Annotated in this window: 21 protein-coding genes and 1 pseudogene; 7 read left to right on the plus strand and 15 right to left on the minus strand. The window is 62.3% G+C overall.

Annotation, left to right across the window (positions count from 1 at the left end; all coding sequences use genetic code 11):
• Positions 1 to 50 precede the first annotated feature (50 nt).
• From EOA16_RS01555 to EOA16_RS01600, 10 genes are all read right to left on the minus strand, one after another.
• The gene (locus tag EOA16_RS01555; protein ID WP_127255027.1) at positions 51 to 1,244 is read right to left on the minus strand and encodes an ABC transporter substrate-binding protein; all 1,194 of its coding nucleotides are present in this window, start codon (positions 1,242 to 1,244) and stop codon (positions 51 to 53) included.
• A gap of 43 nt (positions 1,245 to 1,287) precedes the next feature.
• Positions 1,288 to 2,367 carry a branched-chain amino acid ABC transporter permease gene (locus EOA16_RS01560; RefSeq protein ID WP_127255028.1) on the minus strand — a complete coding sequence of 360 codons (1,080 nt, stop codon included), beginning with the start codon at positions 2,365 to 2,367 and terminating at the stop codon, positions 1,288 to 1,290.
• 4 nt (positions 2,368 to 2,371) lie between these two features.
• On the minus strand, positions 2,372 to 3,277 hold the full coding sequence (locus EOA16_RS01565; protein ID WP_027036291.1) for a branched-chain amino acid ABC transporter permease: 906 nt from the start codon (positions 3,275 to 3,277) through the stop codon (positions 2,372 to 2,374).
• 1 nt (position 3,278) lies between these two features.
• Positions 3,279 to 4,013, minus strand: a complete 735-nt coding sequence (locus EOA16_RS01570) for an ABC transporter ATP-binding protein (RefSeq protein WP_013533157.1) — start codon at positions 4,011 to 4,013, stop codon at positions 3,279 to 3,281.
• On the minus strand, positions 4,010 to 4,762 hold the full coding sequence (locus tag EOA16_RS01575) for an ABC transporter ATP-binding protein (protein ID WP_023808980.1): 753 nt from the start codon (positions 4,760 to 4,762) through the stop codon (positions 4,010 to 4,012). Before EOA16_RS01575 ends, EOA16_RS01570 begins: the two co-directional genes overlap by 4 nt.
• Before the next feature lie 249 nt (positions 4,763 to 5,011).
• Positions 5,012 to 5,983, minus strand: coding sequence for a biotin-dependent carboxyltransferase family protein (locus EOA16_RS01580; protein WP_127255029.1), 972 nt, complete (start codon positions 5,981 to 5,983; stop codon positions 5,012 to 5,014).
• Positions 5,973 to 6,848 carry a carboxyltransferase domain-containing protein gene (locus EOA16_RS01585; RefSeq protein WP_127255030.1) on the minus strand — a complete coding sequence of 292 codons (876 nt, stop codon included), beginning with the start codon at positions 6,846 to 6,848 and terminating at the stop codon, positions 5,973 to 5,975. The genes EOA16_RS01580 and EOA16_RS01585 overlap by 11 nt, the downstream gene beginning before the upstream one ends.
• A gap of 9 nt (positions 6,849 to 6,857) precedes the next feature.
• Positions 6,858 to 8,222 carry an acetyl-CoA carboxylase biotin carboxylase subunit gene (locus tag EOA16_RS01590; RefSeq protein WP_127255031.1) on the minus strand — a complete coding sequence of 455 codons (1,365 nt, stop codon included), beginning with the start codon at positions 8,220 to 8,222 and terminating at the stop codon, positions 6,858 to 6,860.
• Complete coding sequence (locus EOA16_RS01595) at positions 8,222 to 8,455, minus strand: acetyl-CoA carboxylase (RefSeq protein ID WP_013533152.1); 234 nt, start codon at positions 8,453 to 8,455, stop codon at positions 8,222 to 8,224. Before EOA16_RS01595 ends, EOA16_RS01590 begins: the two co-directional genes overlap by 1 nt.
• 65 nt (positions 8,456 to 8,520) lie before the next feature.
• A complete protein-coding gene (locus EOA16_RS01600; protein WP_127255327.1) occupies positions 8,521 to 9,243 on the minus strand; it encodes a LamB/YcsF family protein in 723 nt (240 codons plus the stop codon).
• A gap of 135 nt (positions 9,244 to 9,378) precedes the next feature.
• Here EOA16_RS01600 and EOA16_RS01605 point away from each other — a divergent pair, with 135 nt between their 5' ends.
• A complete protein-coding gene (locus EOA16_RS01605; protein ID WP_023808975.1) occupies positions 9,379 to 10,284 on the plus strand; it encodes a LysR family transcriptional regulator in 906 nt (301 codons plus the stop codon).
• Positions 10,285 to 10,298: 14 nt separating this feature from the next.
• Here the strand turns inward: EOA16_RS01605 and EOA16_RS33025 are convergent, their stop codons facing one another.
• Both EOA16_RS33025 and EOA16_RS33030 read right to left on the minus strand, forming a co-directional pair.
• Positions 10,299 to 10,445, minus strand: a complete 147-nt coding sequence (locus EOA16_RS33025) for a hypothetical protein (protein WP_245455838.1) — start codon at positions 10,443 to 10,445, stop codon at positions 10,299 to 10,301.
• 95 nt (positions 10,446 to 10,540) lie between these two features.
• Positions 10,541 to 10,777, minus strand: a pseudogene (locus tag EOA16_RS33030) (SDR family NAD(P)-dependent oxidoreductase); the annotation flags it as partial.
• A 28-nt stretch (positions 10,778 to 10,805) separates the two neighbouring features.
• On the opposite strand from EOA16_RS33030, the gene EOA16_RS01615 reads away from it, so the two are divergent.
• A complete protein-coding gene (locus EOA16_RS01615) occupies positions 10,806 to 12,302 on the plus strand; it encodes an aldehyde dehydrogenase family protein (protein WP_127255032.1) in 1,497 nt (498 codons plus the stop codon).
• A 400-nt stretch (positions 12,303 to 12,702) separates the two neighbouring features.
• Here EOA16_RS01615 and EOA16_RS01625 read toward each other — a convergent pair whose 3' ends face one another.
• From EOA16_RS01625 to EOA16_RS01635, 3 genes are read right to left on the minus strand one after another with little or no spacing between them, the layout of a single operon-like run.
• Positions 12,703 to 13,527 (minus strand): alpha/beta hydrolase, encoded by an 825-nt coding sequence (locus EOA16_RS01625; RefSeq protein WP_164754082.1) that lies wholly within the window; start codon positions 13,525 to 13,527, stop codon positions 12,703 to 12,705.
• A gap of 10 nt (positions 13,528 to 13,537) precedes the next feature.
• Positions 13,538 to 15,019, minus strand: a complete 1,482-nt coding sequence (locus EOA16_RS01630; protein WP_027036272.1) for an NAD-dependent succinate-semialdehyde dehydrogenase — start codon at positions 15,017 to 15,019, stop codon at positions 13,538 to 13,540.
• Positions 15,020 to 15,036: 17 nt separating this feature from the next.
• Entirely contained in the window at positions 15,037 to 16,263 is a 1,227-nt protein-coding gene (locus tag EOA16_RS01635) for an iron-containing alcohol dehydrogenase (RefSeq protein WP_127255033.1), read from the minus strand.
• A gap of 176 nt (positions 16,264 to 16,439) precedes the next feature.
• Between EOA16_RS01635 and EOA16_RS01640 the strand changes: the two genes are divergently transcribed.
• The 5 genes from EOA16_RS01640 to EOA16_RS01660 all read left to right on the plus strand — a co-directional run bounded on the left by EOA16_RS01640 (position 16,440) and on the right by EOA16_RS01660 (position 21,405).
• Positions 16,440 to 17,141, plus strand: a complete 702-nt coding sequence (locus tag EOA16_RS01640) for a GntR family transcriptional regulator (RefSeq protein ID WP_127255034.1) — start codon at positions 16,440 to 16,442, stop codon at positions 17,139 to 17,141.
• 11 nt (positions 17,142 to 17,152) lie between these two features.
• Positions 17,153 to 18,745 (plus strand): sugar ABC transporter ATP-binding protein, encoded by a 1,593-nt coding sequence (locus EOA16_RS01645; protein WP_127255035.1) that lies wholly within the window; start codon positions 17,153 to 17,155, stop codon positions 18,743 to 18,745.
• Entirely contained in the window at positions 18,742 to 19,731 is a 990-nt protein-coding gene (locus EOA16_RS01650; protein WP_245455837.1) for an ABC transporter permease, read from the plus strand. The genes EOA16_RS01645 and EOA16_RS01650 overlap by 4 nt, the downstream gene beginning before the upstream one ends.
• 54 nt (positions 19,732 to 19,785) lie before the next feature.
• Positions 19,786 to 20,736, plus strand: coding sequence for a substrate-binding domain-containing protein (locus tag EOA16_RS01655; protein ID WP_127255037.1), 951 nt, complete (start codon positions 19,786 to 19,788; stop codon positions 20,734 to 20,736).
• A gap of 75 nt (positions 20,737 to 20,811) precedes the next feature.
• The gene (locus EOA16_RS01660) at positions 20,812 to 21,405 is read left to right on the plus strand and encodes a DJ-1/PfpI family protein (protein ID WP_013533129.1); all 594 of its coding nucleotides are present in this window, start codon (positions 20,812 to 20,814) and stop codon (positions 21,403 to 21,405) included.
• Positions 21,406 to 21,628 lie beyond the last annotated feature (223 nt).

Below are 21,628 nucleotides of genomic sequence, written 5' to 3' on the forward strand. Positions count from 1 at the left end.
GCAAGATCCTCAAAAGACGAAAGGGCCGGGCTTACCCGGCCCATCTTCTCCTACTTGAGCAAGGCTTCCATCGGTACCGGCTCGGAAATCGTCCAGTTGCCTACAACGCCCGGCTTGCCGGCCTTGGTCTCGACGATCAGGTACCGCGTCTGGTTCTGGTGATGCAGTTCCGGCGTGAAGGTACGAGGGCCGAACAGCGTCGGCTCATTCTTCATCTTTTCCAGTTCCGCGACGACGGCGTCGGCATCGGTCGTGCCTGCACGCTCCACCGCCTTGGCCCAGACGTCGACCATGACGTAACCCGGAAAGACATACTGGCTCGAGGGATCGGCGCCTGTCTTCTGCTTGTAGGTGGCATTGAACTTCAGCACTTCCGGATTGGGATCGTCGCCATAGATCGACCCCTGAACGGGGACGTAGAAGTTCGTCAGATCGGGCACAGCCGAGAGCCAATAGCTGCCGTCGACGCCCGAGCCGTTCAGGATCATGGAGTTGATGCCCGCGGCGCGAAGCTGCTTGATGGCCGAGACGGCGCCCGGCATCATCGTGCAAAGCATGATCGCATCCGGCTCCTTCGGCAGAGACTTGATGCGGGTGATCTGCGCGGCGATGGAGGCGTCTTCGTTCTTGAAGGTGTCTTCACCGACAAGCTTCGCGCCCTGGGCTTCGAGCTTCGGCATCATCCAGTCGAAGCCGTCACAGATGCCCTTGTTGTAGGCCGTCCAGGTATCGAGCAGACGGTAGAAGTCCTTAGCGCCCTTTTCCTTGAATGCCCACTCGGCCATGGTTGCGCCCTGCACGGCCGCCAGCACCGACGCGGAGAAGCTGTGCGGGCCGACACCCTGGATGCCGGCCTTGACCGATTCCGCGCACAGGAAGAAAGAGATACGGCCCGCGTCCTCGGCCGCGAGCGCAGCCGGCGATCCGAAGTCGTAGTCACAGGAGACGACCACGAGATCCGCACCCTGGTCGAGCACGGAGAGACCCGCCTTGGCGCCTTCGGCCCGGTCGGACTTGGTGTCGGCCTTGACGACCTTGATCTGCTTTCCAAGCAGACCGCCAGCCGCATTGATTTCGTCGATGCGGATCAAGGCCGCCTCCTGCGCAGGCTTGTCATAGGCTTCCATGAAGCCCGACTCCGCAGTGGCGAAGCCGATGACGATGGTCTTGTCATCGGCGAGGGCCGGGTATGCGATGGACATCGAGGCTAGAGCGGTTGCGACAATTCTCATTTTGTATGTCATGCACGTCTCCTTTTTTGTTTTCCGGTCGGGCTTGTGCCGCCGGTCACTTGTTGCGACTGCTGCGGGGTAAGGTGAGCTCGCGGTTGCCCATGAGTCCGGATGGGCGAAGCGCGAGGATCACGATCATGATGACGCCGAGGGCTATTTCCTGAACCCCTTTCGGGAGGGCGAAAGTGGACTCGCCGAGCGATACGCCTGCCTCCAGCCAGCGCAGCGCCTGGATGAGGGCGGACAGCAGGAGGACACCCACCACACCCCCCGACAGGCTGCCCATGCCGCCGACGACGAGCATGGAAAGAGTGATGAAGGTGAGACCGAGATAGAAGGTGTCGGGTGTGACCACGCCGATGGAATGAGCCATGAGCGCACCGCCTAGCCCCATCACCGCGCCTGATACGACGAATGCCACCAGTCTTTCCCTGGGAATATCGACTCCGGAAGCCGCAGCAGCGGTGGGCTCGTCTCGGGCAGCACGAAGGGCCAGGCCGGACCGGGAGATCGCGTGCGCCCAGGCGATGAAGATTGCGACCACTGCGCCGATGAGATACGGCCAGATCACGCGCACGATCGGAATGCCGACGACCGATGAGGTCGCTCCGGTCACGCTCTCCCAGTTGGAATAAATTGTGTTGATCATCGCGAGCATCGCGAAGGTCGCAATCGATGCTGCGATGCCCGATAATCGCATCAGAACCCGCCCGAAAATGAGAGCGGCGAGGGCGGCGAACAATGCCGCCAGCACAGCCGATTGCCAGTACGGCAAACGGGTCGCCAGCAGCCATTCGGGCAGTCCCGGCAGCGAACCGCGTTTCATCATCGGATTGATGGTGAGCCACGCGGCTGCGTAGGCGCCAAGACAGGTGAAGCCGATATGCCCGAAGCTGAGGACGCCCGAATTTCCGATAAAGATGTATAGGCCCACGACGAGGATGACACGGACGAACACGTCGATCACCGTCTGGTTGAAGGGCCGCGATCCGGTCATCACCGTGATCAGCGCGATGGCCAGCAGCAGCAGAGAAAGCAGGACCGGAGTCAGGATTGTGCGGCGGGCAAGCGCGAAGCGGGCGGGCTTTCGCTCGGCAACCGCGGCAGAGTTGGCTAGGGAGGCGGCGACAGCCATTAAATCAGACCCTTTCCTTGGTGCCGCGCGCGGCAATAAGCCCTTGCGGGCGGAAGAGGAGAACGAGGATGACCGCTCCATAGACAAAGGCATCGCGGAATGGCCGGGCGTCGATGGGCAGCATGACCTGCATGATCACCGAGGCGGCACCCAGCAGGAAGCCGGCGAGCACGGCTCCCCCGAGGCTGCCGAGGCCGCCAATGACGGTAGCGATGAAAGCCATCAACATGATCGAGGCGCCCATCTGGATGTCCAGCGTGCCTGTCTGGGCGCCAAAGATCAGTGCAATGGCGGCGGCCAACGCACCGGAGAGGGCGAACGCGCCCATGATAACCCGGTTCGCACGCACACCCAGCATGCGGGCCATCGAGAAGTTCTCGGCCGCCGCCCGCATCTCCAGGCCGAAGCGGGTTTGACGCAGGAACAGTGTCAGGCCGATCAGGATGACCATCGTGGCGACGATCGTTATGAGCTGGAGGAGGGGAAGCCTGGCACCAAGTATCTCCACCGGCTGGGACAGTTCGGGCAGCAGCGAGATCGATTTCGGCCGACTGGAGAAAAGCATGAGCAGGAAGTAGCGAATTACGAAACCGAGCGCGAAGGAGGCGATCATCATGGTTGCCGGATTTGCCTGGCGGAACCGCCTGAAGACGACGATTTCGCACAACACCGACAGCCCGGCCCCGCAGAGCAGCACGAAGGGCACCAGCAGGTACCACGGCAACTGGCCGGCGAAGACGATGGCCATTGCGTCCGTAGACGGCCACAACAGGGCGAAGACGCAGAAGGCGATGACGTCGCCATGCGCGAAGTTCACGAGCCGCATGACGCCGAAGATAAGGGCAATGCCGAGCGCCCCGAGCGCGTAGAGCGAACCAAGCGAGAGTGCGTCGAACAGGATCTGCAGCATCTCAATTGTCCTCGTAGCCGAAATAGGCAGCCTGGATCGCCTCGCCGTTGCCGAGCGTCCGCGCGTCGCCATCGAGCACGATCTGTCCGCCACGCATCAGGATCATCCGCCCGCCCACCATCATCGCCCGGGCCGAGCTCTGCTCAACGATCAGGAGCGTGAGCTGGCGCTGCGCACGCAGCGCGATCAGCCGCTCGTAGACCTGGTCGTTGATGTTGGGGGCGAGGCCCAGCGAAGGCTCGTCGATGGCTACAAGCCGCGGATTGGTCATCAGCGCGCGTCCGATAACCAGCATTTGCTGCTGCCCGCCGGACAGCAATCCCGCCTGCCCGTGCCGCCTCTCTTTCAGCATCGGAAAGGTTGCGTAGACGGCTTCGAGTTCGTCGGCCGCTCGGCTGCGCCAGCCGCGTTCGCGGGCGTGCATGCCGGTTCCGACCAGAAGGTTCTCTTCGGTCGTCAGCGAGCCGAAGACATCGCGCCCCTCCGGCACCATGGAGAATCCGAGCCGGGCGATGTTCTCCGGCGCCTGGCCGGTGATCTCATGACCCGCGAGGTCGATCCGGCCGCCCGCCACCGGCGTAACACCGGCGATCGCGCGCAGCAGCGAAGACTTCCCGGCTCCGTTCGGGCCGGTGATGAACAGGATTTCTCCCTCGTCCATGGAGAAGGAGACATTTCGGACCGCTGTGAGACGGCTGTAGCGGATGGTGATATCGGAAAGGGCGAGCAGGCTCATTCCATCGCCTCCAGCACAGGCAGGTCGGTGTTCGCGGCCGTGCCCATATAGGCGTGGCGCACCTTCTCGCTGTCGCGGATCGCGGCAGGCGGGCCTTCCTCGATGATCGCTCCGGAATCGAGCACGACGATATGCTGGCAAAGGCCGAGCACCAGCCCGACATTGTGCTCGATGAGCAGGACACCACAGCCGAGATCGGCGGCGATGTGTCTTATCAGAGCCGAAAGCTCCCGCGCCTCCAGTGCGCTCATGCCAGCCGCGGGCTCGTCGAGCAGGATGTATGCGGGCCGTCCCATCAGGGCGCGGCCAATGGCGACGCGGCGCTCGTCCGTATATGGCAACGTTCCGGCGATGCGGGTGCTCAGCGCGCCGATGCCTATCCAGTCGAGCATCGCTTCCGCTTCGGCGATGGCAGCGCGCCTGCTCATTCCCAGACCAACGCCGGTTACCTCCAAATTGTCCAGCACAGGCAGGTCGCGGAAGAGCCGCCCACCCTGGAAGGTGCGGGCGATGCCGCGCCGCCGGACCTGATGCGGCTTGAGACCCGTGAGTGCTGCCCCGTCGAGCTTGATGGTGCCTTCGGTCGGTGCCTGGAAGCCGGTCAGCACGTTGACGAGCGTGGTCTTGCCAGCGCCATTCGGGCCGATGAGGCCACTGATGCGGCCGGGCGTAATTTGGAGGTCTACCGATGACAGGGCCTTCAGCCCCGCAAACGATACCGAGACGTTCTCCGCGCTCAGATGACTCATGACCCTTTCCTTCTTTATACCGACGGAAAGGCGCGAAGCATCCGGCCTTGCGGCCAGTCACGTTGCAAATGTCTTCCCCTGTCGGTTCCGGCGGTCTCTAGCGGACTGCTCGGGTGCCAAATTCACGCCGTTGCCCGGCGTCGTCTTGTCGTTTCGCGCACCGGATTTTGTCTTCCGCCACGCACGGTCGGTTTTCGCCGACCGATCTCCTCGCCTCCGGCTCCTCCGCCGGCATTTTCCCGGCTGACGTCAGCCGGCCAAATGCCCTTCAGCAAGCGCCAGCGCGGCGCGCTGTTCGGTTCGCGCGGCAAGCGCGTCTTCCAGCGTCACCGGAACGAAGCGCGCCGGGGTGTGCGGCTGGAGTTGGGCGATAAGGTCCATGTCGGCCGATATCACCACGCCCAGCATCATGTACCCGCCACCCGAAACCGCATCCCGGTGAAGAACGATCGGCTCCGTGCCACTCGGCACCTGGACGGATCCGTAGGGATAGCAGGCATCGACGATGTTCGAGGGGTCGGAGCCCGCACCGAAAGGCTGCTCGCGCTCGACGAACTCCAGCGGCGTCCCGCCCCGGAAGCGATAGCCGATGCGGTCGGCTTCGGGCGCGACCTTCCAGGTTTCCTCAAAGAACCGATTGCCGGCAGCCTCAGTGATCCGATGCCAGTACATGCCGGGAAGCATTCTGAGTTCCGCCGGACTATTGCGCGCGCGGCGCAGATCTGCAGGCAGTGAAAGACCGGCTTTGCCGGAACCTTCGCCGAGGGGAAGCTCATCACCCGCCTTCAGTGTGCGGCCCTGATGGCCGCCAAGTGCGCCCAGAATGTAAGTCGAGCGCGAACCGAGAACCACGGGTACGTCGATGCCGCCGGAAACGGCCAGATAAGCGCGCGCGCCGCCCTTGAGGAAGCCGAAGGAAAGCCGGTCACCGGCCTTCACCGGAAAACTTTCCCAGGTCGGCCGTTCCTCGCCATTGAGTTTGGGTGGGAGCTCTCCACCCGTGACGGCGACGACCGCGGATTGGGTGAATTCGAGTTCGGGGCCCATGAAAGTGGCTTCGAGCACCGCGGCACCCGGATCGTTGCCGACAAGCAGGTTTGCGATGCGTGTCGCAAAGCGGTCCATGCCGCCGCCTTCTGGAATGCCGACATGATAGTGGCCTGGTCGGCCAAGGTCCTGCACGGAAGTGGAGAGGCCGGGAGAGATTACCTTAACGGCCATTGATAAGCTCCATCAGCCTTGCATTGGTGCCGTAAATGTCGCTGTTGAAATCCTTCAGGCTGAAGGTGCACTCGCGAACCGTCGGCTGCCACCGATTGGCTTCGATCTCCTCAAGCGTGGCGTCGTAGTCATCGCGGCCAATGGCCTTGAACTTGACGATGTCGCCTGGCTTGAACAGGCACATGTCATCGGCGAGGTAGCGCACCTTCCTGGTCGGGTCGTAGATCGGGGCCGGGGTTATGCCATACATCTGGTAGCCGCCAGCGCCGCGTACCGAATAGATCGCTGCAAAGCAGCCGCCATGGCCAATGGTGAGCTTGGGAGTGTCGGTGCGTGGACGCAAGTATTTCGGCGCCTGAATCTGTTTCTTGCGCTCAACCATCTGGTACAGGAAGGGCAGTCCGGCGACGAAGCCGACCATCGACACGAACCAAGGCTGGCCGGAATAGGCCGCGATAAACTCTTCCACCGTGGCGTAGCCGTTGATGCGTGCCGAATATTCAAGATCGGTGGAGGAGGGGTCCTGATGGCGCTCGCGGAAGCGCAGGCAGGTTTCACGCGTCCATGGATCCTGGAAGTAAACCGGCAGTTCGATGATCCGGGTCTTCAGCACCGGGTCCGCCTTCGAGGCCGCCTCTTCCATCGACTTCAGTTCGCTGAGCAAATCCTGCGGCTTGACGATGTCGGGGTTGAAGCGAATCTGGAAGCTGGCGTTGGCTGGGCAGATCTCGGTGACACCTCGGATGCCTGCCGTACGCACCGCATTGGTCATCGAAAGACCGGTAAAGAAGGAGGTGAGCGACATTTCCTCGGACACCTCGCCGAAGATATGTTCGTCACCGCCGAAGTTGAATCGTATCGACATCGGTGCTCCTTAACCCGCCAATGCTGCGGCGTTTTCGATGAGCCAGCCTTCCAGCCAGCGGGTATGTACGTCTCCCGCCCGCACCGCCGGATCGGCGGCCAGCGCAAGAAACAGCGGCTTGGTGGTCTTGAGCCCGCCGATCTTCAACTCGTTGAGCGCGCGGATCAGGCGCGCTATCGCCGCATCGCGCGTCTCTGCATGCACGATCAACTTGGCAAGCAGCGAGTCATAAAAGGGCGGCACCTGATAGCCCTGGTAGAGCATCGAATCGAAGCGTACGCCCGGACCGCCGGGAATGCGAAGCTCGGCCACCTGCCCAGGGAATGGAGCGAACTCCTTCGCCGGGTCTTCGGCATTGAGCCGGACTTCGATCGCATGCCCCTTGACGGAGACATCGCCTTGCCGAATCCGCAGCTTCTCGCCGCCGGCGATGCGAAGCATCTCCGCAACGAGGTCGATGCCGGTGATCGCTTCGGTGACCGGGTGCTCGACCTGGATACGGGTGTTCATCTCGATGAAGTAAAAGCGGTCTGCTTCATCGTCATAAAGATACTCTACCGTGCCGGCACCAGAGTATTTGACCGCCTTGGCCAAAGCGACCGCCGAAGCGCAGAGCTCTTCGCGCAGCCTGTCTGAAAGTGCGCGCGACGGCGCCTCCTCCCAAACCTTCTGGCGTCGCCGCTGCAGCGAGCACTCGCGCTCGTAGCAGTGGATGGCATCGCTTCCGTCTGCCAGCACCTGCACCTCGATATGGCGGGCCTTGCCGATCACCTTTTCAATGTAGAGACCACCGTCGCCAAAGGCGGCGAGGGCTTCTGCTTCGGCCTGAGGAAAGGCTTGTTCGAACTCGGCGAGCGAGTTCGCGATGCGGATGCCCCGCCCGCCGCCGCCTGCCGCGGCCTTGATCATCACCGGAAAACCGGTTTCGGTCAGCACATGGCGGCCGGCCCCGAGGCCCTCGACCCGGCCAGTCGAGCCGGGCACCACAGGGACACCTGCAGCGGCAGCGGCCGATCGCGCCGAGACCTTGTCTCCCATCATCCGGATCGCATCTCCCGACGGGCCGACGAAGACCAATCCAGCGCCTGTGACCGCGTCGGAAAACGCGGCATTCTCGGCAAGGAACCCATAGCCTGGATGAACGCTGTCGCAACCGGTGTCGCGGGCAGCCTTCAGAAGTGCTTCGACATTGAGATAGGACTTCTTTGCTGCTGGTGGGCCGATGTTGACCGCTTCGTCCGCAAGCTGGACGTGGAGTGACTCGGCGTCTGCCGCCGAATACACTGCCACGGTGGCGATCTCCAGATCTTGCGCGGCCCGGATGATCCTGACCGCTATCTCGCCCCGGTTGGCAACCAGAAGCTTTTTCAGCATCAGTCGAGATCCGCAATAGGTGCGCCGGCCATGATGGGGTCCTCATTGTCGGCAATGAAGCGGATGTTCGTACCGGCAGTCTCGGCCCTCACTTCGTGGAACGACTTCATCACTTCGATGAGACCGATTACGTCTCCGGCGGACACCGCGTCGCCATCCGCCTTGTAGGGCGGCTGGTCTGGCGAAGCGCTTCGATAAAAAGTGCCGGGAAGAGGCGAAAGAATCTGGGCCATAAAAAGCTCCGAAAAACTGCAGACAGACTAATTCAGAACCGCCTGTGCGGGCGGTTTCGTCGACTTCAGTGCCAAGGGGCGATTGCGGTGCGCACGGCCCTGGCGATTTCGATGGCGTTCGGCGTATCGGAATGCACGCAGATGGTTTCGCAGCGTACGGGGAAGAAACTGCCGTCCTCTGCCGTACCCTCGCCCTCCCTGATGGCGCGTACGCACCGTTCGGCCATCTCTGCGGGGTCCTTGGCGTCATGAACGCGTGTCAAGATCAGCTTGCCGGAGGCATCGTAGTCGAGATCGGCATAGAACTCGGCGACGAATGGGATACCGCGCTCTTGGTAGATCTTCTCATGCAGGGTGCCCGTCATGCCGAAGAGGGGTACGCCGAAAACCTCTGCCGCGTCGCACACGCCATGGGCGATTGCCTCCTGCTGCATGGCCATGAAGTAGAGGCTGCCATGCGGCTTGATGTGGTGGAGTTCCACACCCTCGGCCTTAAGGAAGCCGGCAAGCGCTCCCACCTGGTAAATGATGGTGTTCCTGACTTCTTCGCGGGTCATCCGCATCTCGCGCCGGCCGAAACCCTGAATGTCGGGCAAGCCTGGATGGGCACCGATCTTTACGCCACTCGCCTTGGCGCTGCGGACGGCGGCGTGCATGTGATCCGGATCGGAGGCATGAAAACCACAGGCGACATTGGCAACGTCGATGATGGGCATCATGCCCATATCATCGCCAACCTTGTAGAGGCCAAAGCTTTCGCCCATGTCGCAGTTTAGCGTCACCGCCATCACATTGTTACCCCTCGAAGCTGCCGTCTTTGCGGCGTTGCAGCATTTTTTGCGCATGCGAGGGCGTTTGTGAAATAGTAGTTTATTGATTGTCATATCAAAAAAACAGATAATGCTTCTGGGCCGGAGCGCGCCATGACCATCACCTTGAAACAGCTTGATTATTTTATCGCGACCGCCGAGAGCGGACAGGTCAGTCATGCCGCGGTGGAACTCAACATCTCGCAATCGGCGGTCACCGCGGCGATAAAGACCCTTGAGGCTGACCTGGGCGTACGGCTTTTGGAGCGTAACCACGCTGGCGTAAGATTGACGATGGAGGGCGCGCGGTTTCTTGAACATGCGCGTGTCATCACCGGGGCCGTCGCTGCTGCCGTCCGAAGCCCGTTGCGCGATAGGAAAGGCCTGGCGGGCAAGCTGCGGCTGGGCATGACTTACACGGTCGTCGGCTACTACATGTCGCGCCACTACGCGCGGTTTCGAAAGACCTATCCCGAGATCGAGGTCGAGGTGCTGGAATTGCCCCGGGACGCTCTCGAAAGCGGCTTGATGTGCGGGGACATCGACATGGCCGTGATGCTGGTGTCCAACCTGGAGCACACCAAGGAGTTGGCGCAAGAGGTCTTGATGCGATCGAACCGCCGGCTCTGGCTTTCGGCTGATCATCATCTGCTCGCGCGGCGGGAAATCAGCCTCGCCGATGTGGCGGCGGAAGATTATGTCATGCTGACGGTGGACGAGGCACGTACGACGGCCGCCCGTTACTGGGATGCCGCGGGCCTTTCGCTCCGTGCCGTCCTCACCACCAGTTCGGTCGAGGCCGTGCGGTCGCTCGTGGCTGCCGGCATGGGGGTCACTGTCCTGTCCGACATGGTTTACCGCCCCTGGTCCTTGGAGGGGCAGCGCATCGAAGTGCGCGGGCTTGTCGAGCCCATCCCTACCATGGACGTTGGCCTTGCCTGGTCGCGTGACAGATCAATCGAACCGGCGGCGGCGGCCTTCCGGGCCTTTATGTCCGTGACCATGGGCGGCGGCGGCTAACCTCGTGCCGCCAGTCAGGCGCTATGGCTCAGGCTCGGAACGGTGGCGACGACGCGGGCGCGGTTCTCTTCGCCGGAGCCGATGAAGGTGGACAGAAGCGGCGTGTCGACGGCAACCGGGTTGATGGCATTGACGCGGATGCCGAAGGGGGCGAGTCCCACGGCCATGGCCCGGGTGGGGCAATCGTCCAGCCTTCGGAAGCACTGTACCACGTCAAATTCGGGCGCGGCGAGATGCCGCCGGTGGAGGCGACGTTGAGGATGACACCCGATTTGATGGATTTGAAATGCGCAACGACCGCACGGGCGCCATTATAGATGGATCTCATATTGACGTTGGCGATCCGGTCTAACATCTCTTCGTCCATCGTCTCGAGCGCCAAGGGCGGTTGGGCCACGCCGGCATTGTTGACCAGCATGTCGAGAACCCCAAAGGCCGAGCGGGCCAGGTCGGCCGCCGCTTCGAAGCTTCCGAGTGTCGACGTGGGAGTCATAGTCGCCACGGAATTGTAGGAGGAAGGGATGACGCTGAATTTCGACCCGCGGGCGAAGGCCACGGCGCTCTACCACGGCGAATTCCGGCCGATGTTCGTCGGCGGCAAGTGGGTTCCGGCACGGTCCGGCCATGAGATGCAGGCGCTCAACCCGGCGACTGGCGAAGTGCTGGCCACCGTGCCGCGTGGCTCGGCGGCCGACATCGATGCGGCGGTGGCCGCTGCGCGCACGGCTTTCGAAGGGCCGTGGTCAAAATTCTCGCCCTATGAGCGGCAGTGCGTGCTTCTGCGCATCGCCGATCTCTTCGAGACCCATTGGGAAGAACTCAGCGTTTCCGACACTCTCGACATGGGACTGCCGATCACGCGCACGCTCGCCAACCGGCGGCGCGTCATCGGCATGCTGCGCTTCTATGCGGGCATGGCGACCGCGCTGCATGGCGAATCCATAGACAATTCGATCCCTGGCGAGATCGTCAGCTTCACAAGGCGCGAGCCGGTGGGCGTTGTCGGCGCGATCATTCCCTGGAACGCTCCGACCGCCGCGTCGATCTGGAAGATCGCACCGGCGCTCGCCACCGGCTGCACCATCGTGCTGAAGCCCTCGGAGGATGCCTCGTTGACGCCGCTGCTGATCGCCAGGCTGATGCAGGAGGCAGGCGTTCCCGACGGCGTCGTCAACGTCGTCACCGGCACCGGCGCAGAGGCCGGTGCTCGGCTTGCTGAACATCCCGATGTCAACAAGATCGTCTTCACCGGCTCGACGCTGACCGGCCAGGCCATCGCGCGGGCGGGCGTGACCAACCTCAAGCGCGTTTCCCTGGAGCTCGGCGGCAAATCGCCGATCATCGTCTGCCGTGATGCCGACATCGACAAGGCGGTTCCTGTCGCCGCGATGGCTGTGTTCGTGCATTCGGGCCAGATCTGCATCGCCGGTTCGCGGCTGTTCGTGGCGCGCGAAATCCATGACGAATTCGTGCGCCGGGTCGCGGAGTTTGCCGGCAGGCTTCGCATTGGGCATGGCATCGAGGCGGAAACCGAGATCGGCCCGCTCATCAATGCCAGGCAGGCCGGCAAGGTGGTGGACTATATCAAGGCTGGCAGCGACGAAGGCGCCGAACTGATAGCGGGCGGCTCGCGACTGACCGGCGACCTCTACGACGGCGGCAATTTCATCGCGCCGACTGTCTTCGGCGCGGTGTCGGACAAGATGACCATCGCGCGTGAAGAAATCTTCGGTCCGGTGATTTCGGCGATGCCGTTCGACACGCTCGACGAAGCCGTGGCGCGGGCCAATGCGACGCCCTATGGCCTGGCGGCCGGCATTTTCACGAGTCATCTGGGCACCGCCCACAAGCTCGCCCGCCGCATCAAGGCCGGCTCGGTGTGGGTCAACATGTACCACGCCATCGATCCGGCGGTGCCGTTCGGCGGCATGAGGATGTCCGGCTACGGCCGCGAGGGCGGCATCGAACATCTGCATGAATATCTGGAGACCAAGTCGATCTGGATCCAGACCGACTGAGCGTGCGCTGATATTCAGCTGAGGCCGGACTGCCAATGGCCGTGTTCCCACGCACCATTCTCGGCGCTCGTGCAAGGTGCCTGTCCGAAGGCGCGATGTTCAGTTTGCCAGTTCGCGCAAATTGGTGCGGATGAGGTTCATCAGCTGTTCGGAGAAGGAGTGGTGCACATAGCCCCGCGCGGTGATGATGCCGACCGAGCATGGTCGATCGGCTCCACCCGCATGCGGTGTGGAGAAAGAGGATGAGGAATCGTCGGCTGTGTCCTCTGCCGGATCTCACCTGCCGCAAAGCTCAGCCCGATGCCGGTAGTGTGCCGCGATCCCCGTGACGGTACTTTCTTGAGTGACGGGAGTGTCAAGCCAGGCAGTCAAGCGGGCTCGGCTTTCCCTAGGTTCCGTCCTATAGGCCGTTTCCCTCGATCATCGCCATCAGGCAATCGCCAGCTTGTGTGCCGCTGATGCCCAAATCACGCACGCTGTTCATGTGGTTTCGGTCATTCAGGCGTAGGTCGCAGACAAGATGCCCCTGCGCGCGCAAGCGCTTTCCGAAGTCGGCGGCCTGCTGGTGAAAAGGTGACGTTTCCTGGTCTCCGACGAGAATGGTCGCTGCCGTCTCCGGGTCATGCCACCGCGTCATTGGGGTGAAGGCAGTTGCCTCCTCATCGGTGATTCCGATTAGCGGCCGGAGGAAGGACGTCTGAAGGGGCTTGAGGTCGTAAAGCCCGCCTAGCAGCAGCGCCGCACGTATGCCTGATGGCATTGGCGTCTTTTCGAACAGGAATGTGGCCAGGTGCGCACCCGCCGAGTGACCACTTACGCTTAGCCGGGCAGGGTCGCCGCCATGGGCGACTATATTGTCCAGCACCCATTGTTTGGCACGCCGGATCTGCTCGACGATTGCCGCCATCCTGAATTCGGGCATCAGCGCATAGTCGACGATGACCGCGATCGCCCCAGCTTTGGTGACTGTGTTCGCTACATAAGAATAGTCGCTCCTGGAGAACATGCGCCAGTAGCCGCCATGGATGAAGATGTGCACGGGAAGATCCCGGCGCGCGCCGGGCGGAAAGAACAGGTCCAACCTTTCGGCCTCGCCCTCGCCATAGGCGATATCAGCCGACATCGGCAGGGTCGCCCGGGTTTCGGCGCTGCGAGTCACTATGTCGGCCACGATATCGTCAAAATCGGCCACATGGTCGCGCGTGCGGAAAGGGTCCTTTGACATGACTGCCGGTTTAGAAGGTGACGGCAATATATTTAGCCTCCATGAACTCGGCGATGCCGTGGTGCTGGCCGCCTTCGCGGCCAAGGCCGCTCTGCTTGACGCCTCCGAATGGTGCGGCCGGATCCGACATCAGTCCCCGGTTGAGGCCGATCATGCCGGCCTCGATCCCCGACGCCACCCGCATGCCGCGCCCAACATCGCGTGTGTATATATAGGCGGCCAGGCCATATTCCGTGTTGTTAGCATGTGCGATAGCCTCGGCCTCGGTGTCGAAGCGTGTGATAGGTGCCACCGGGCCGAAAATCTCCTCGTGCGCCATCTCCGCATCGGGCGGCACATCGGACAGCACTGTGGGCGGATAGAAGAATCCTTCTTCCTCTGAAATCGACCCGCCGCAAAGCACCTTGGCTCCCCGGCCCACCGCGTCCTTGACCAGGCGGTCGATCTTGTCGACAGCCTTTCTGGTGATCATCGGCCCGCACTCGGTGTCGGCATTCGGACCCGCCCCCACCTTGAGTGCCGCCATGCGCTTGCGGAGCCCGTCGGCAAAAGCATCATAGATTCCCGATTGCACATAGAGGCGATTGGCAGCGGTGCAGGCTTCGCCGGCGTTGCGCATCTTGGCGATCATCGCGCCGTCGAGGGCGGCGTCGAGATCAGCATCGTCGAAGACGACAAACGGGGCATTGCCGCCGAGTTCCATCGAACAAGAAATGACATGCTTTGAAGCCTCGCCGAGCAAGGTTCGGCCGACACCCGTCGACCCCGTGAAGGACAGTTTCCTGACGCGCGGATCGGCGAGCATGGCCGAAGTCAGCGGCCCGGGGCTGGTCGTGGTCAGCACGTTGACGACGCCGGCAGGCACGCCGGCTTCGCTGTAGAGTGCCGCCAGCGCATAGGCCGTCAGCGGTGTTTCACTGGCCGGCTTCAGGACGACAGTGCAGCCTGCCGCCAGCGCCGGCGCGATCTTGCGGGTCGCCATCGCGGCCGGAAAATTCCACGGCGTGATCAGCACGCAAATTCCGATCGGCTCATAATCGACCACGATCCGGTTGGTGCCGGATGGCGCAGTGCCGAATTCACCGGTGATCCGGACCGCCTCTTCGGCATTCCAGCGGAAGAACTCGGCAGCATAAGCCACCTCGCCACGCGCGTCGCGCAACGCCTTGCCATTCTCCAGCGAGATCAGCATGGCGAGCGTTTCTGACCGTTCGACCATGAGCTCAAAACAGCGCCTGAGGATTTCCGAGCGCTTGCGCGGCGCCGTCTCCCGCCATCCTTTGGCCGCCTTGGCCGCCGCCTCGACGGCGGCGGTGGCGTCCTCGACCGTCGCATCGGGAACCGCTGCGATCACCGCCCCGGAGGAGGGATCGACGACATCGATGAGCCGACCGTCGGAGGACGGCCGCCAAGTGCCGTCGATGTAGAGTCCGTGCGAAAAACCGCGCACGTCATAGCCATCCTGGTCGAGTTGCTGAGCGTTCAAATTCATCGCTTTGTTCCGTTTTTTCACATAACGCAGGCGGCGAGGTCGCCGTCATGGGCAGCCTGGACGAGGCGTCGCATCGTGCCGAGATCGAAGGCACGCGGATTGTTCTTGATCAGGCGGTCGATGCCGAGCGCTTGCTCGGCCGTCCAGTCAAGCTTATCGGCAGGGAGGCCTAGATCCGCCAGTGTTGGCGTAATACCGATCGCCGCGAACAATCGCCTGATCTCCTCGATTGTGGCGGCTGCCATCTCGGCGGCGGTTCTGGCCTTGGTCTCCAAGCCAAGTGCCGCGCCGATCTCTGCCATCTCGTGAGCGGCGACGCGGCTGTTATAGGTCATCACGTAAGGCATCATTGTCGCCACGCCCAAACCATGGGCGGTGTGGGTGAGGGCGCCTGCCGGATATTGCACGGCATGCGCCGCCGCCGTACCGGCGGTGCCGAACGCGCAGCCCGCTGCCAGAGCGCCCATCATGACATCGGCACGCGCGTCGGCATCGGTGCCGTCGCTGCAGGCTTTCTCCAGGCTCCGGCCAAGCAGTTTTATCGCGAGCAACGCGAAATGGTCGGTCAGCGCAGTCTTCCCGATGAAGACGTGTTGTTGCGGCAGGTTGGGGTCTTCTCCGCGCCGCATGGCGGTGAAGGCTTCGATCGCATGGGTCAGCGCGTCGGCGCCGGCTATCGCGGTCAGGGCAGGGGGGCAGGTCATTGTCAGTTCGGGGTCGCACAAGGCAGTCGCAGCGATCAGATAAGGGCTCGATATGCCGACCTTGAGCGTCCGGTCCGGATCCGAGATCACCGCGACGGGTGTCACTTCGGACCCGGTGCCGGCCGTGGTGGGCACGGCGATCAGCGGTAGCGTCGGGCCCGGCACCTTGAACTCGCCATAGTAGTCCTGGAGCTTGCCGCCATGGCTGAGCAGCAGGGTGGCGCATTTGGCGAAATCGAGACAACTGCCGCCGCCGATGCCGATCACCATGTCCGGCCTGAACCCCTTCGCTTCCTCGACACAGATGCCGACCGTGTCGCGTGGCACGTCGGGCAGAACACGATCATGCACCAGGACCTCGATCGAGGCTGACTGAAGGGACTTGATGATGTCGGCGAATACCGTTGTGCCCGCGAAACGCTCATCGGTGCAGACCAGCGCGCGTCGGCCGAACCGGGCGGCGACCGTCGGCAGCACATGGCGCTGCCCCTTCCCGAACAGGATTTCACGCGGCAACCGCAGGGCGGCGAAGAGGGTCATGATCGGTCCTTTGACGGCGGCTGACTGGAAACGGAGGCATTGAGCTCGGTCTGGATAGGACGGTCTAAGCGTGTGTCTCTCGCACTTAAAACATATCCGCTTTAAAATCGTATAGGATATAGGATTGCATCTGCGGAACCATCGTGTTAGCAGTCCTCACTGTCAAGAGGCAAAATATGCAGACCGCAAACTTACCCGACCCAAGTGACGCCAGCATTGGAGCTGGTCGCATCCAGCGCGCCAACAGTCTCGTCGAAGATGTCTATGAAGCCATCTTCGGGCAGTTGATGGCGCTGAAGATCCCGCCAGGCTCGCGCATTACAGTCGACAGCCTGGTCAAGGAATTCAACGTCTCGCACACGCCGATCCGCGAAGCCCTCGGCCGGCTCGAAGGCGAAGGTCTGGTGCTCAAGACGCATTTGATCGGTTATCGTGCCGCGCCCCAGATCACCCGGCGCCGTTTCGACGAATTATACGAGATGCGTCTGCTGCTCGAACCGCATGGCGCCGCAAAGGCCGCCGCAACGATGGACGAGGCCAAGCTCAATCTGTTGCTCGAAGCCGCCGGCGTGATGTCACGCCGCGAAGGCAAGGACGACCGCGTACGCTATTCGAACTTCGCCAGGCAGGATGCGATCTTCCACGACAAGATCATGGAGTTTTCTCAAAACGAACTCATCCGCGAGACGTTGGGCCATCAGCACACGCACTTCCACATCTTCCGCCTGATGTTCCATGCACGCGTGACCGAGGAGGCGCTTGACGAACACGAGGCGATCCTTGCCGCGTTCGGCTCGGCCAATCCCGATGCCGCCGAAAAGGCGATGCGCATTCATATAGAGCACTCGCGCGATCGCCTGCTCCCGGCATTCGATTGAGGTCGGAACGGATGTCCATTGCCGTGAATATCGCCGGCGAGGGCGGGAGCACGTTGTCCAGCGATGCGTCCGGTTCGCCTGAACCGGTGCTGCGCGCTCAGGAACTGTCCAAGCAATACGGCCCGGTGACGGTGTTGTCGGGCATCACCCTGGACGTCCTGCCCGGTGAGATCCACGCCATCATTGGCGAGAACGGTGCCGGCAAATCAACGTTGATGCGGCTGCTGTCCGGCTATGTCGAGCCAAGCCAAGGCACATTGTCGATGAGCGGACACACGGTGAAATTTGCCAAGCCCAGCCAGGCACAGGATGCGGGTATCGCTTTGGTTCATCAGGAGATCCTGCTCGCCGAGGGGCTCACGGTCACCGACAATCTGTTTCTCGGGCGAGAGCTTTCGCGTGGCCATGTCGTGGATGACCGCACCATGCGCCGGCTGGCAACCGAGAAACTGGCGCAGATCGGCTGCGCGGTCTCGCCAAGGGCACTGGTGCGCGACGTCTCGCTGGCAGACCGGCAGATGGTGCAGATCGCTCGCGCCCTGCTTGACGACCATAAGGTGGTTATCTTCGACGAGCCGACCGCCGTTCTGACCGGTGGCGAGGTCGAGCGCCTGCTGGAGATCGCCCTGCAACTGAAGGCTCATGGCACCGCCGTGCTCTATATCAGTCACCGATTGGACGAGGTGCAACGGGTCGCCGACAAGGTGACCGTTCTGCGCGACGGCAAGATGGTTGGCACCTATCCCGGCAGGACGCTGAGCCAGATGGATATGGCGCGGCTGATGGTCGGGCGAGAACTGGCAGCACTCTATCCCGAAAAAACCGTGGCGCCTTCGGATGTGCCGATGCTGAGCGTCAGCAACGCCTCCGTTCCCGGCTATGCAGAGGACGTGTCGTTCACGGTCCACAAGGGCGAGATCCTTGGGTTTGCCGGCATGGTCGGGGCGGGCCGCACCGAACTCTTCGAGGGCATTATCGGCCTGCGCCCGGCGACCGCCACCGTTGAACTCAAGGGCAAGTCGGTCCATTTCCAGTCGCAACGCGCGGCGATCGACGCCGGCGTCGGTTACCTGACCGAGGATCGCAAGGGCAAGGGACTGCTGCTGCAAGAGCACCTGGCGCCTAACCTGACGCTGTCGGCGCTCGGTGTGTTCCATCCCGGCCTCTCGATGGGTCGGCGCCGCGAAGCGGAGGCCTTGGAACAGGCCGTGGAGACATATGACATCAGGCTGAAGAGCCTCGGCGCCAAAGCGGGCCAGCTTTCCGGAGGCAATCAGCAGAAGCTGCTGCTGGCGAAGGTGCTGCTGACCGATCCTTCGGTGGTCATTATCGACGAGCCCACGCGTGGCATCGACATCGCCAACAAGGCGCAGATCTATGCCTTCATCCAGGAGCTTGTGGCCAGGGGCAAGGCTTGCATCGTCATCTCTTCGGAGATGCAGGAATTGATCGGCATCTGCGACCGCATCCTGGTGATGCGCGAAGGCCGCATCACGGGCGAGGTCAGTGGCGCCGAAATGACCGAAAGCAATGTGGCGGTACTGGCGACCAGCGGCCCCAAGCCAGGGCCAAAAGCCAAGGGAGGCACAGAATGGCTGTCATGACCGAATCCGCGCCCAGGCGTCGCCCCCTCGATCTCAACATCAGTTGGACCGACATCGGACCCTTCCTTGCGCTGGCGGCCCTCCTGGTCGTGGGTTACCTCATCAACCCCGATTTCCTGTCCGCCACCAACCTCGCCAACGTCATCACCCGAAGCGCCTTCATCGCTATTATCGCGGTCGGCGCGACATTTGTGATCTCGTCCGGGGGGCTCGATCTTTCCGTCGGCTCGATGGCCGCCTTCATCACCGGCATCACCATCATGTTCATGAACGCGGTGGCGCCGCATGCCGGCATCTGGGCTATTCCCGCCGGCATGGCGGTGGCGATCCTGGTCGGCCTGCTGTGTGGGCTTGCCAACGGCCTCATCGTCACGGTCGGCAGGATCGAACCGTTTATCGCCACGCTGGGCACGATGGGGATTTTCCGGGCGCTGATAACCTATCTGACCGACGGCGGCACGATACCGATCGACCGGTCGCTGCGCGAGGCCTACCGGCCTGTCTATTTCGGCACGGTTGCCGGCGTCCCGGTTCCAATTCTCATATCCATCGCCGTGGCCGCGGTCGCATCCTTCATCCTTTACAAGATGAAATATGGGCGCAAATGTGCGGCGGTCGGCGCCAATGAGGATGTCGCCCGCTATTACGGCATCTCGGTGATCAGGACACGGACCGTGGCCTATATCGTCCAGGGTGTCTGCGTGGCGATTGCCGCGATCTGCTACGTGCCGCGCCTGGGCGCCGCAACGCCGACGACCGGACAGCTTTGGGAACTGCAGGTCATCACAGCCGTGGTGATTGGCGGCACCGCATTGCGCGGCGGCAAGGGTCATGTGTGGGGAACAGTCGCCGGCGCCGTCATCCTGGAGCTCATCGCCAACCTCATGGTGCTGTCGGACTTCGTCTCTGAATACCTCGTTGCCGCTGTTCAGGGCGTCATCATCATCATCGCCATGCTCATCCAGCGGTTTTCGAATTCGAAATAGCGCCGCGTCCGGACCACGCGGATTAACGTTCTTGTAGGTCCAAGGGAGAAGACAATGTTCAGTAGAAAATGGATTGCGGCGGCGACACTTGGCGCGCTGCTGCTGGCCGGCCAGGCCATGGCGCAAGACAAGAAGGTCATCGCGGTGTCGATACCGGCAGCTGACCACGGTTGGACGGCGGGCATCGTCTACCACGCACAAGCGGCGGCCGAGGAAATCAACGCGGCGTTCCCGAACGTCGAAGTGGTCGTGAAGACGTCGCCGTCCGCGGCGGAGCAGGTCAGCGCGCTTGAGGACCTGTCGGCCAGCCGCAAGCTGGACGCTTTGGTGATCCTGCCTTACAGCTCGGAAGAGCTGACTCAGCCGGTCAAGGCCATTAAGGACATGGGCACGTTCATCACCGTCGTCGATCGTGGTCTGACTGACGCCTCCGTCCAGGATCTTTACCTCGCCGGCGACAATATCGCGGTTGGCACCAACACAGCCAAGTTCATGATCGACAAGCTCGGCGGCAAGGGCGACGTCGTTGTGCTGCGCGGCATTCCGACCGTCATCGACGACGAGCGCATCAAGGGCTTCCAGGACACGATCAAGGGCACCAACCTGAAGGTCCTCGATATCCAGTACGCGCATTGGAATAGCGACGAAGCCTTCAAGCTGATGCAGGACTATCTGGCCAAGTACCCGCATATCGATGCGGTGTGGGCCAATGACGACGACATGCTGCTTGGCGTGCTCGAGGCGGTCAAGCAGTCGGGCCGGACCGATATCAAGTTGGCGCTCGGTGGCAACGGCATGAAGGACATCGTCAAGAAAGTGATCGACGGCGACGCCATGACGCCGGTCGAGACGCCATACCCGCCATCGATGATCAAGACCGCGATCTACATGACCGTTGCCAACCTGATCGGCCAGGCACCCGTCCGTGGCACCGTCAAGCTCGACGCGCCGTTGATCACCCAGGCCAACGCCAAGGAATACTATTTCCCGGACTCGCCATTCTGACCCTATCCGATTTCACAGAAAGGCAGGGCGCGGTCTGCGCCTTGCGTAGCTCAAAACAGTGAGAGGAAAAGAGCCATGCCAGGCAAAAAGATACTGATGCTGACCGGTGAGTTCACCGAAGAATACGAAATCTTTGTCTATCAGCAGGCGATGGAAGCCGTCGGTCACACCATCCACGTGGTATGCCCAGACAAGAACGCCGGAGATCTGATCAAGACCTCGCTGCACGACTTCGAGGGCGACCAGACCTACACCGAAAAGCTCGGCCACTATGCGCTGATCAACAAGACCTTCTCGGAAGCCGAGCGGCAGCTCGATCAATATCATGCCGTCTACTGCGCGGGCGGCCGCGGCCCGGAATACATCCGCACCGACAAGCGCGTGCAGGCGATCGTGCGCCATTTTCACGAGGCCAAGAAGCCGATCTTCACCATCTGCCACGGTGTGCAGATCCTGATCGCTGTCGACGGCGTGGTGCGTGGCAAGAAGGTCGCAGCACTCGGCGCCTGCGAGCCTGAGGTGACACTGGCGGGTGGCACCTATATCGACCTGTCGCCGACCGAGGCCTATGTGGACGGGACAATGGTTTCGGCCAAAGGCTGGACGGCACTTGCTGCGTTCATCCGCGAATGTCTGAAGGTGCTGGGAACGGAAATCCGCCACGCATAAGCTTCTGGAACCGACGCATTCGCCAAGGGATGCGTCGGTTCCCTTCACAGCGCCTCCATATCCGTCAATTCCGTCGGGATCGCGGCTGCCGAGCGCAACGATATAGGCGAGATGCTCGAGGATTGCCGCCTGGTTGCGCCGCTTTTCGTCCTGCCCACGCAGTGAGGCGCTCCGGGCTTTGCTCGTTCAGATTTCAAGTTGCTGGCACCAGTCAACAGCTGCA

Origin of the sequence: Mesorhizobium sp. M7A.F.Ca.US.008.03.1.1, from assembly GCF_003997495.1 — a bacterium.
Classification (GTDB): Bacteria; Pseudomonadota; Alphaproteobacteria; order Rhizobiales; family Rhizobiaceae; genus Mesorhizobium.